Annotated in this window: 10 protein-coding genes; 4 read left to right on the forward strand and 6 right to left on the reverse strand. The window is 66.8% G+C overall.

The genetic code is table 11. The features are described from left to right. Window positions 1-24: 24 nt before the first annotated feature. Together trxB and bla are read right to left on the reverse strand one after the other, a co-directional pair. Window positions 25-987 carry a thioredoxin-disulfide reductase gene (trxB, locus tag ACFQ24_RS00415; RefSeq protein WP_380908253.1) on the reverse strand — a complete coding sequence of 321 codons (963 nt, stop codon included), beginning with the start codon at window positions 985-987 and terminating at the stop codon, window positions 25-27. A gap of 273 nt (window positions 988-1,260) precedes the next feature. Then, window positions 1,261-2,172, reverse strand: a complete 912-nt coding sequence (bla, locus tag ACFQ24_RS00420) for a subclass B3 metallo-beta-lactamase (protein WP_380908255.1) — start codon at window positions 2,170-2,172, stop codon at window positions 1,261-1,263. 95 nt (window positions 2,173-2,267) lie between these two features. Between bla and ACFQ24_RS00425 the strand changes: the two genes are divergently transcribed. Continuing rightward, the gene (locus ACFQ24_RS00425; protein WP_380908257.1) at window positions 2,268-3,161 is read left to right on the forward strand and encodes a LysR substrate-binding domain-containing protein; all 894 of its coding nucleotides are present in this window, start codon (window positions 2,268-2,270) and stop codon (window positions 3,159-3,161) included. On the opposite strand, the gene ACFQ24_RS00430 is transcribed toward ACFQ24_RS00425, so the two are convergent. The 4 genes from ACFQ24_RS00430 to ACFQ24_RS00445 all read right to left on the reverse strand — a co-directional run bounded on the left by ACFQ24_RS00430 (window position 3,146) and on the right by ACFQ24_RS00445 (window position 8,594). Next, window positions 3,146-4,762: an FAD-dependent oxidoreductase gene (locus ACFQ24_RS00430; protein ID WP_380908259.1), complete on the reverse strand. Its 1,617-nt coding sequence runs from the start codon at window positions 4,760-4,762 to the stop codon at window positions 3,146-3,148. The genes ACFQ24_RS00425 and ACFQ24_RS00430 overlap by 16 nt on opposite strands. Then, window positions 4,762-5,763, reverse strand: coding sequence for a fatty acid desaturase family protein (locus tag ACFQ24_RS00435; RefSeq protein ID WP_380908261.1), 1,002 nt, complete (start codon window positions 5,761-5,763; stop codon window positions 4,762-4,764). Before ACFQ24_RS00435 ends, ACFQ24_RS00430 begins: the two co-directional genes overlap by 1 nt. 91 nt (window positions 5,764-5,854) lie before the next feature. Next, window positions 5,855-7,195 (reverse strand): sensor histidine kinase, encoded by a 1,341-nt coding sequence (locus ACFQ24_RS00440; protein ID WP_380908263.1) that lies wholly within the window; start codon window positions 7,193-7,195, stop codon window positions 5,855-5,857. Then, the gene (locus ACFQ24_RS00445) at window positions 7,185-8,594 is read right to left on the reverse strand and encodes a sigma-54-dependent transcriptional regulator (RefSeq protein WP_380908265.1); all 1,410 of its coding nucleotides are present in this window, start codon (window positions 8,592-8,594) and stop codon (window positions 7,185-7,187) included. The genes ACFQ24_RS00440 and ACFQ24_RS00445 overlap by 11 nt, the downstream gene beginning before the upstream one ends. Window positions 8,595-8,763: 169 nt before the next feature. Between ACFQ24_RS00445 and ACFQ24_RS00450 the strand changes: the two genes are divergently transcribed. The 3 genes from ACFQ24_RS00450 to ACFQ24_RS00460 are packed head-to-tail and all read left to right on the forward strand — an operon-like array spanning window position 8,764 to window position 11,037. After that, entirely contained in the window at window positions 8,764-8,964 is a 201-nt protein-coding gene (locus tag ACFQ24_RS00450; protein ID WP_380908267.1) for a hypothetical protein, read from the forward strand. Window positions 8,965-9,016: 52 nt separating this feature from the next. Then, entirely contained in the window at window positions 9,017-10,333 is a 1,317-nt protein-coding gene (locus tag ACFQ24_RS00455; RefSeq protein ID WP_380908269.1) for an efflux RND transporter periplasmic adaptor subunit, read from the forward strand. Window positions 10,334-10,344: 11 nt separating this feature from the next. Next, window positions 10,345-11,037 carry an ABC transporter ATP-binding protein gene (locus ACFQ24_RS00460; RefSeq protein WP_380908271.1) on the forward strand — a complete coding sequence of 231 codons (693 nt, stop codon included), beginning with the start codon at window positions 10,345-10,347 and terminating at the stop codon, window positions 11,035-11,037. Window positions 11,038-11,052 lie beyond the last annotated feature (15 nt).

Raw genomic sequence — 11,052 nt, forward strand, 5'->3', positions numbered from 1 at the left:
ACGATTCGTCCGCTTCGAAATTGCTTAGGCCTCCACCAGTTCCTCGAAATCCTGTTCCTGCAGGAAGCGCTCGACATCGAGCGCGGCCATGCAGCCCATGCCTGCGGCCGTCACCGCCTGGCGATAGATTTTGTCGGTGACGTCGCCTGCTGCAAAGACGCCGGGAATGGCGGTGTGGGTCGTGCCCTTTTCCACCACGATATAGCCTTCGTCGAGCGGCAGCTTCTCAGCGAAAAGCTCGGTCGCGGGATGGTGGCCGATGGCGACGAAGCCGCCGTCGGTCGGGACATGGCTCTTCTCCCCCGTCACCGTGTCGATGAGGTCGACGCCAACCAGCCCTTCCGGCGCGCCGCCGCCGACGAAGCGTTCGACCGCCTTGTTCCAGAGTATCTTGATGTTCGGGTGGGCGTGGAGCCGCTGTTGCAGGATCTTTTCCGCGCGAAGCGAATCGCGGCGGTGGATCAGCGTCACGTCATGGCTGTGGTTGGTGAGGTAGAGCGCTTCTTCGACCGCGGTGTTGCCGCCGCCGATCACCACCACCTTCTTGCCGCGATAAAAGAAACCGTCGCAGGTGGCGCAGGCGGAAACGCCCTTGCCCTGCAAATGCTCCTCGCCCTCGACGCCCAGCCATTTGGCCTGCGCGCCGGTGCAGATGACAAGCGTGTCAGCGACATAGAGCGTGCCGCTGTCGCCGCGCAAACGGAAGGGCCGTTCGGAAAGGTCCACGTCGACGATCTGGTCGTACATCATCTGCGCGCCGACATGCTCGGCCTGCGCCTGCATCTGCTCCATCAGCCAGGGGCCCTGGATGACATCGCGGAAGCCGGGATAATTTTCAACGTCGGTGGTGATGGTGAGCTGGCCGCCCGGCTGCATCCCCTGCACCACGATCGGCGCTAGGCCGGCGCGCGCGCCGTAAATGGCGGCGGACAGGCCGGCGGGGCCGGAACCCAGGATCAACATGCGGGTGGAATGGGTGGCGCTCATGTCAGGCTTTCACTTAGATAGCGATTCGATATGGGGCAGAGATAGGCAGCGGGCCGCTCCGCGCCAAGCGAAGGATTTGCTTTGGGGCATGCAAGCGGCGCTGGGGTGGACGTTCGAGCGCTCCTACGAAGTTCATACCGTCTGGCCCCGGAAATCCGCCGAAAACGCTTCCGAAGCGTCCGCGAAGCGCTCCCGACGCTTCCCCGACGCGCTTCGGACGCGCTCGCGACGCCTCCCCGGCTGGTCGGCATGGGTTCCTCGGGGCAGAACGAATCAGGGGCGTTTGCGCTCCGAAGCTAGGCGCTTCGCCAGCAGACGGCGGGACCGTTCGACATAGCGGCGGCAGGCCCCAGGACCGCTGGCATAGCGTCCGCTCCCCGCATTGTCGGGATGTGCCGATATCAAAATGTCGCATTTGAGCGCCTCCATGCCCCGATAGCTGGCCGCGAATCCTTTCAGGATGGGGGCGCTTGACGGCGCGGTGAAGCGATAGCCCGGCGCGGACACCGGGTTGAGGCTGGACGCGAAGACGATCTGGCGACATTTCCGGCCTTCGCACGCATTCCAGCTCCAGCTCATGCTGCCCATCGTGTGCCCCGGCGTCGCATGCGCCGTGATCGCCGTGCGGCCCAGCGTCACGCGCTCGCCGTCGCGTACCGTGCGGACCCGCGCCACGGCCGGCCACGCGCCGCCATAGCCATGTTGCGGGTCACTGGCTGCATGACGACCGGCGCGCAGCCCCTCTGCCGCTTGCACGCTCGCCACCACGACTGCGCCCGTCGCGCGGACCAGAGCGGGAATGCCGCCGGAATGGTCGTAATGCGGCTCGGTGCTCAGAATAAATTTGATGTCTTTGGGATCGAAGCCCAGCTTGCGGACATTCGCCAATATGGCGGGCGCGGCCTGCGGCAAGGCTGCGTCGATCAGGATCAGGCCAGCGCCGGTGTCGATCAGGGCCACGCTCAGTCCGCCGAACCCCACCAGATAGCTGCGGCCGAAAACCCGCTGCGGCGGCACAGGGGCGAGCCATTCCCCCGCCATGTCGAGGGCCATCGGGCGGGTCAGCGGATCGTCCGCCGGAGCGACGCCGTCGCCGGTAGCAATGGGGCGTGCCCCCGCCGCCGTGACGCCGGGGATAAGGTTCAGGACGGCGACCGCCGCCGCGAGGCGTAACACTGCAGACATTTTCATCTCCCTTCGCGACGGAGATGCCGATCCGGTGAGAAGGGCACAAAGCATCATTCCTCGACAAAGCCATGAGATTATTTGATGACAGGATTATGGATCGCGCCCAGCTCCCCCTCAACGCCCTGCGCGCCTTCGAGGCGGCGGCGCGACACCTGAACTTCACGCGGGCGGCGATCGAACTGTGCGTCAGCCAGGGGGCTGTCAGCCATCATGTGGCACAGCTTGAGCGACGGATCGGCGCGCGCCTGTTTCACCGCCTGCCCCGCGGACTGGCGTTGACGGACGAAGGGCATGCGCTGGTCCCCATCCTGGCCGATGCGTTCGACCGCATGGGCGCGACGCTGGATCAGTATGAAGGCGGCCGCTTTCGCGAGGTGGTGAAGATCGGGGTGGTCGGGACGTTCGCGACCGGATGGCTCCTGCCGCGGCTCGATGCGTTCGCCCGCGCGCATCCGGCCATCGACCTGCGGATTTCCACCAACAACAACCGTGTCGACCTGGCGGGAGAAGCGCTGGATTTCGCGATCCGGTTCGGGGACGGCGCATGGCACGGCACCCATGCCGATCCGATCCTGGACGCGCCGTTCACTCCTCTGTGCGCGCCGGCCGTTGCGGCGCGGCTGACCTCGCCCGCCGACCTCGCCCAAGAGCGGTTGCTTCGATCCTACCGCCCCGATGAGTGGACGCTCTGGTTCAAGGCGGCGGGCGCGCCGGTTCCGTTGCAGCGAGGCCCCATGTTCGACAGTTCCGCCCTGATGATATCAGCGGCGATCGGGGGGTTTGGCGTGGCCCTTGCGCCCCCGGCGATGTTTATGCGGGAACTGGCGGCGGAACAACTGGTCCAGCCGTTCCCGATCGTGATCGACGCAGGAGGCTACTGGCTGACCCGCCTGATGTCGCGGCCGGAAAATGAGGCGATGCGATGCCTTCGCGATTGGATTATGCAACAGGCCGCTTTTGAGGGCGGCGGTCAGTCGTTGAGATAGTCCCAGACCCGCGAGATGACCACCGACCCTTCGCCCACAGACGACGCGACTCGCTTGACGGAGCCGGAGCGGACGTCCCCCACCGCGAAGATGCCGGGGCAGGAGGTGGCGTAGGGCGATCCGCCCTCGACCGCGTCCCCGGTCATCACGAACCCCTTCTCGTCCAGTGCGACGAGGCCGGTCAGCCAGTCCGTATTGGGCGCGGCGCCCACCATGACGAACATGGCGCAGGTCGGCACGGTCTGGTCCTCGGCCACGCCTTCCTGCCGGATCGTCACCGCGTCGAGCGTTCCCGATCCGTGCAGCGCCACCACCTGCGCGCCATATTCGATGCTGATGGCGGGATCGGCCTCCAGGCGGCTGGACAGATAATGGGACATGGACGTGGCGAGCGTGTGGCCGCGCACCAGCAGGCGGACATGGGCGGCGGTGCGGCTGAGATACATGGCCGCCTGCCCCGCGCTGTTGCCGCCGCCGATGACGATGGCCTCCGCACCCTGGCAATAGCGCGCTTCATTGTCGGTCGCGGCATAATAGATGCCCGCCCCTTCAAATTCGGCAAAGCGGGGAATCGGCAGGCGACGATATTGAACCCCGGTCGCGACGATGATGGCCCCTGCCCGCACCTGATGCCCATTGTCGAAGGTGGCGCAGAACTGGCCGTCATCCAACCGGTGCAGTTGATCGACCCGGCGCGGCATGACGAAGCGGGTGCCGAACTTCATCGCCTGCACCTCGCCACGCCAGACGAGGTCCGCGCCCGAGATGCCAGTGGGGAAGCCCATATAATTTTCGATCCGGCTGGACGTGCCCGCCTGCCCGCCGATGGCGATATCCTCCACGACCAGTGCCTTCAGCCCCTCCGCGCCCGCATAGACGCCCGCCGCCACGCCCGCCGGGCCGCCGCCGACGATGATCACGTCGAACGCCTCGCATTCGCGCACGTCGCGGTTGAGGCCGAGCAGTTCGGCGACCTTGTGCGGCGTCGGCTCCTCTATCACCCGGTCGCGGCCGAAGATCACCGCCGGACGGTCCGAAGGGATGGCGCAGCTGGCGGTGATGCGGTCTGCCTCCGCACTGCCGATGGGGTGGGACGCGAACGGCAGGCGATTGCGGCTGGCGAATTCGGCGATGCAGCGTATGTCGCGATCCTCTTCCTCCCCGATGAGGACGAGCGCACCGTTGCGATTGTCGAGCTGCCGCCGACGCCGGGCGGACAGGACGGTGATGATGATGTCGGACATTTCAGGCATTTCCGCCATCAGGCGCAGCATGGCGTCGCGCGGCACTTCCGTCACCTGGGTGTCGCGCACGGCCCGCATCGGCATGGTCCACACGCCGCCGCTGAGGAAGGAGATTTCGGCCATGAACTGCGTGGGGCCAAGCGTCGAGGAACCGTAGCGGCCGCCGGTATAGGCATCGACCACCTCGATCTCGCCATCCTCGACATAGACGAAGCTATCGACCGGGTCGCCGGGCTGCACGATTGTCTGCCCCGCCGGATAGTGGGCGGGTGCTCCCGCCGCGCGCAACGCCTGGACATGGTTGGGGGCGAGCGGCACCCGCTGCATCTCATTGAGATCGCGGCCGATGGTCTCCATCAGGCGCGCGCCTTGGGATCAGGGGCGCGAGGCGCTGCGGGCGGCATCAGTTCCCGGATCACGCCCCAATAGCCCTGCGAGATATGGGCGTGCGCGGCGAAGGCGGGATCGGTCATCAGGTGCTGGTGCAGCCGGCGCAGGTTGGTCCAGGGGACCGAGGGGAACAGATGATGTTCCAGATGATAGCTGACGTTGAGCGGCGCGATCAGGAAGCGGTCGAGCAGCGTCGGGATGATCGTGCGCGTGCCGTTCAATTCCCGTTCGTTGGCGACGCCATTATGCTCCGCGATCGCCCTGATCCGGTTGAAGACATTGGCCCAGATGAATTGCGGGATCAGCAGCAGCCCCAATATCTGCCAGCGCCATGGCAGGCAGAGGATGAAGCCGTAGAAGGCGACCGCCCAGACCACGTAGCGGATGCGCAGGGCCAGTGGATAGTCATAGCCGAAGCGGCCGGGATTGTGGAAATTGGCGAAGGGTGCCCAGATGCGGCTGTCGCGCGCCATGCGATAGAAGTTGAGGCCGGTGACGCTGCGCACCAGCAGCCAGGCCATGGCGGCGGGGCTCTTGGGGAAATGCTGGTCGGGATCGCGCCGCTGCACCCGATAATCGCGGTCGCGCAGCGTGTTGGTGTAGCGGTGGTGATAGAGATGATTGGCGCGGTAGAGATGGATGCTGAAACCGAGCGGATAGGCGACGAACAGGTCTCCGACGAGGTCGTTGACGCGGCGATTGCTGAACAACATGCCGTGACACGCGTCATGCATCATCACCGCCAGCACTTGAATGCGCGATCCGATGACGAAGCCTGCGATCAGATAGACCGGCACGCTGTCGACGCGGATGGCGAGCGCGCAGGCAGCGATCATGATGGCCCATTGGAGCAGCAGCAGGATGGCATTGCGGCGATTATCGATGACGGACAGCTGCCGGATCAACGGTAGCGTGCCGCGCCGGGAATAGCGGTATCCCGGCGGACGCTCCAGGGCGATTTCCTCCACGGGCGGGTGTCTCCGATGCCGCAACAAGCCGTGCCGAAGCCCTATGGCCGGTGCCGGGCGGCGTCAAGCGCCCTGCACCGAGGCGCGCAGGCTAGAGCGTCAGGCGGAACAGCGCGCCGCCGGACGGTGCCGCGTCGATCTCTATGCTGCCGTCATGCGCCAACAGCACCTGCCGCCCGAAGCTGAGGCCGATGCCGTTGCCGGTCTTCTTCGTGGTGAAGAATGGCAGGAAGATGTCATGACGCAGCGCTTCGGGCACGCCGGGGCCGTTGTCCGCCACCTCGATCCGGGTGCGGCCGGCGCTGATGGCGGTGATGCCGAGCGATATTTCGGGATTGTCGCGATGGCATTCCGCAGCGTCGGCCGCGTTGCGCAACAGGTTGATGACCACCTGGGCGAGCAGGTCCGGGTCCGCGTCGATACGGTGGTCGGCCGGGCTGACGCTGACGTCGAGGCGGATGCTGGAGCGGTCAATGTCTGCGGAGAAGAGCTTCGCCAGTTCGTCAGCGAAGGGGCGCGCCGCGAAGAGGCGACGATCGACCTGCGGCGGGCGGGTGATGGTGCGATAGGTTTCGACGAAATGCATGACGCCATCCGCCCGGCGGGCGAGCGTGTCGACCGCCGCGCGCGCATCCGCGATCAGCGCGTTCCCGCCATCGTCGGCCTGCTCCATCAGGTCGGACGCGGTGCGGGCGAGCGAGGTGACGGGGGTCATCGAGTTCATGATCTCATGCGTCAGCACGCGGATGAGGTCGCTTTGCGCGGCGACCTCAACGGCATTGAGCGCCTGCTGGATCACCTGAACCGCGATGACGCGGGTCGCGCCGCCAAGCCGCGTCAGGCTGCCGCAGCGGATGAGGACGCGCTGGGGGCCGATGTCGGTTTCGATCAGCATCGTCTGGCTGCGCCCCGGCTCCAGCGCGCCCAGCGTCGCGGCGAAATGGCCGCCATAGCAGGCATAGTCGTCCGGGCGCACGCCGACATGGCGGTTGAACAGCTTGCGCGCCGCCTTGTTCACCGGTTCGATCCGCCCTTCGGGATCGACGGTGAGCAGGGCTGTCGGCGCGTCGTCGGCCAGCGCCTCGTAGAAGCGGGACGCTTCCTGCAAGCGCACCCGGTCGTCGCGCAGCTTGCGGATGCCACGGTCGAGCGCGTCGCCCAATATGTCGAAGCCGCTGTCCGATCCGGGCCGGGCGAAGCGCGCCTGAAGATCCCCGAACTGGATCGCCTCGACGAAGCGGGCGACTTCGTGATTGGCGCGGCGCACATGGCTCCAGAGTGCCATGGCGCTGACCGCCGCGCCCGCCGCACACAGGATGCGGACCGCGCCGAGGCCGGGCGTAAGCAGCGACCAGGCCAGCGCCGCGAGGCAGGCCAGCACCAGCAGAAGGCGCAGGGCGAGGCCCAGCGCGTAGTGACGATCAAAGCCCATGTTTTTCCATGCGGCGATAAAGGGAGGCGCGGGTCAGGCCGAGTTCGGCGGCCGCGCCCGAGATATTGTAGCCATGTTTGGTGAGCGCCGCCTCGACCAGCCGGCGCTCCACCCGTTCGAGGTTCATGTCGTCGGGCGGCGGGGCAGCCTCCACCACGGCGGCGCGATCGACGCGGACCGGCGGCGCGCCTTCGGGCGGGCGGAGGGAAATATCGTCCATGCCGAAGGGCGCATCGCCCGCGAGGATGACCGCGCGCTCGATCGCGTGGCGCAGGGCGCGGACATTGCCCGGCCAGTCATAGGCGACCATCGCGGCCATCAGGTCCGGCGCGATCGGATGGACCGGCTCGCCATATTTGCGGGCGTAGAGCGCGTGATAATGGGCGACGAGCGCAGGGATATCCTCCCGCCTCTCCCGCAGGGGCGGCAGGACGATCTCGACCGTGTTGAGGCGGAACAGCAAGTCCTGGCGGAAGCGGCGTTCGTCGGCGATCTGGCTGGCGCTCAAGTTGGTGGCGGCGATCACGCGGATGTCCACCGGCACCGCCTTGTTCGCGCCCACCGGCGTCACCTTTCGCTGTTCCAGCGCGGTCAGCAGCTTGGGTTGCAGATGCAGCGGCAGATTGCCGATCTCGTCGAGGAAGAGCGTGCCGCCATTGGCCGCCTGCAACCGGCCGATGCGGTCGGCGCGCGCGTCGGTGAAGGCCCCCTTCACATGGCCGAACAGTTCGGAATCAATCACGCTTTCGGCCACCGCGCCGAGATCGACCGGCAGCATGATGCGGTCGGCGCGGCCGGAGCGGCGGTGCAGTTCGCGCGCGACCAGTTCCTTGCCCGTGCCGTTTTCGCCCAGGATCAGGACATTGGCGTCGGTGGGCGCGGCGCGGTCGATCAACTGCTGCACCCTGACCATGGCGCGCGATGTGCCCAACAGCGGCGTTTCCCCGGTGGGTGCCGCGGCGATCATCGCCACCTTGTCCTTTTCCGCCACATCCCGGCGCGATGCGCGCAGCGCGGCTGCGGTCCGCACGGTGGCGAGCAGCCGCTCGTTCGACCAGGGCTTCGTCACGAAATCGGTCGCCCCGCGCTTCATCGCCTCGATCGCGACCTGCACCCCGGCATGGGCGGTGATCATCACGATTACGGCCTGCGGATCGCGCGCGAGGAAGCGGCCGAGCCATTCGAACCCTTCGGCCGCATTGGTCGCGCCGCGCGAGAAATTGGCGTCGAGCAGGATCGCTTCGGGCGTGAGGCCCGCCGTCGCCGCGAATGCGGCTTCGGGATCGGGATAGGTCTGGACGTCGCGGAACAGACTGCGCAGCAGCAGGCGGGCGGCCAGCAATATGTCGTCATCGTCGTCGACGACGACGCAGAGGTCGAAGGGCTTAGCCGGCGTCATCTGTCCGCTCCCGCACAGTCACTGTCCGGAACCGCGCAATCAATAATCGTGCCATATGCGCGTGGCTTGCCCGACAGCGGCGAAAGATGCGCTGTTGCCGCAAATGGCACGCCCTTTGCGACGGGATAGCCGAACGGCCCGGCCGCCAAAGCCAAAGGGAGATTTGAGAATGTATCCGCGCCCCCGCTCCTCATTATCCCCATTCCTCTTCGTGCCCCTTGGCATTGCCGCCATCCTGCTGGTTTCGGGCGCGCCGATGGCCGCCTCCCGTGCTTTTGGCTGCGAAACGCCGCGCCAGATGACGGCGCGGGACGCCACGCCCCGTTGCCCGCTTCGCCCGGCGGCGACCTGCAAGCCCTTTCTGGCCTGATGTTCGGGATCGGACAAGGGATGATCGAAATCGGACAGCATAGGAAGCGGGCATGAGCGTGGTCAGCATGGCAGCCGAACCCAAGCGCGCCGAACAGCCGCGCAGCGGCGGCGCGATGGACAAGGTGGTGCAGCGGCGGACGCTGCCGCTCAAGGCCAAGCTGGCGCTCGGCGCTGTGGGCGCGGCCGCGCTGCTGGGCGTCGCGTGGTTCGCCATGCCGGACAGCAGCAGCCAGACAGTGCCGACCGACCGCGTGGTCGTATCGACGGTGACGCAGGGGCGGTTCGACGACTTCCTGCCGCTGCGCGCGCGGGTGACGCCGCTCATCACCGTCTATCTCGACGCGATCGAAGGCGGCCGGGTCGAGGAGGTTCTGGTCGAGGACGGCGCCACCGTGCAGAAGGGCCAGCTGCTGGCGCGGCTGTCCAACGCGGAACTGCAACTGTCCGTGCTGGCGCGCCAGACGGAAGTGACGCAGCAGCTCAATTCCATGCGCAGCCAGGAACTGGCGCTGTCGCAGACCCGGCTGGCGAACAGCCGCGCGCTGCTGGAGGCCGATCTCGCGCTAAAAAAGGCGCAGCGGCAATATGACCGCGAGGCGCCTCTGGCCGCGCGCGGCTTCGTGGCGGGGCGCACTTTTGAGGACACGCGCGACGACATCGCCTATCAGCGCGACCGGCACGCCGTGCTGGCGACGACCCAGCGGAACGACGAGCGGCTGCAGACCAGCCAGCTCGCCCAGTTGCGCGCATCGGCCGACACGCTGCAATCCAGCCTGGCGGTGGCGCGCGGCAGCCTGGAAGCGCTGAACCTGCGCGCGCCGGTGGCCGGGACGGTTTCCGCTTTCTCGATCCAGGTGGGCCAGTCGATGGCGCGGGGCGAGCGGCTGGGGCAGATCGACAGCCCGGGCCGCAACAAGCTGGTGGCCGCGATCGACGAATATTATCTGCCGCGCGTGCAGCTGGGCCAGACCGCCAACGTGGAGTGGAACGGCAAGCGCTACCCGATGAAGGTCGCGAAAATCTATCCCACGGTGCGCAACGGGCAATTCGAGATCGACCTGCAGTTCCTGGCAGGCGAGCCGCCGCAGATCCAGCGCGGCCAGACGTTGCAGGCGAAGCTGACGCTGGGCGATCCGGTGCGTGCCCGGCTGATCCCCAACGGCAGCTATTATAATGAAACCGGCGGTGCATGGGTGTTCGTGGTGACGCCCGATGGCCGCGAGGCAGTGAAGCGCGCCGTGCGGCTGGGCCGCCGCAATGCCGATTACATCGAAATTCTCGACGGGCTGGAGCCCGGCGAGAAGGTGCTCACATCCCCCTATTCCGGTCTCGCCGACAAGGATCGGCTGGTTCTCGAACAGAAATGAAAGGCAAAGACATGACCCAAGCGATGCTCAGCCTGCGTGAACTCAGCCGCGTCTATCGCACCGACATGGTGGAGACGACCGCGCTCGACGCGATCGACCTCGACATTTTCGAAGGCGAGTTCGTGGCGGTGATGGGACCGTCCGGCTGCGGCAAGTCGACACTGCTGAACGTCATCGGGATGCTCGACAGCCCGTCGAGCGGCTCCTACCGCTTTGGCGACATCGAGATTGCGGGACTGCCCGAACCGAAGCTGGCCGGCATCCGCAAGACGCATCTGGGCTTCATCTTCCAGAGCTTCAACCTGATCGACGAGCTGACCGTGGCTGAGAATATCGAGCTGGCGCTGCTGTATCACGCCATGCCCGCGTCCGAACGCAAGGCGAAGGTCGAGGCGGTGATGGACCGGGTCGGCATCGCCCATCGCGCCCGCCATCGGCCGAGCCAGCTGTCGGGCGGCCAACAGCAGCGCGTGGCGGTGGCCCGCGCGCTGGTGTCGCAGCCGCGCCTCATCCTGGCGGACGAGCCGACCGGGAACCTGGACACCAGCCATGGCGAGGAAGTGATGAAGATGCTCCAGACGCTGAACGCCGAAGGATCGACCATCGTCATGGTCACCCACTCGCCCGCCCATGCGGATTATGCCAGCCGCGTCGTCCATATGCTGGACGGCCGCGTCCTGCAGGAACGGCGCCGCGCCGCCTGACCCCCTACCCCTCAA

Origin of the sequence: Sphingobium olei, from assembly GCF_042678845.1 — a bacterium.
GTDB classification, from domain to species: domain Bacteria; phylum Pseudomonadota; class Alphaproteobacteria; order Sphingomonadales; family Sphingomonadaceae; genus Sphingobium; species Sphingobium olei.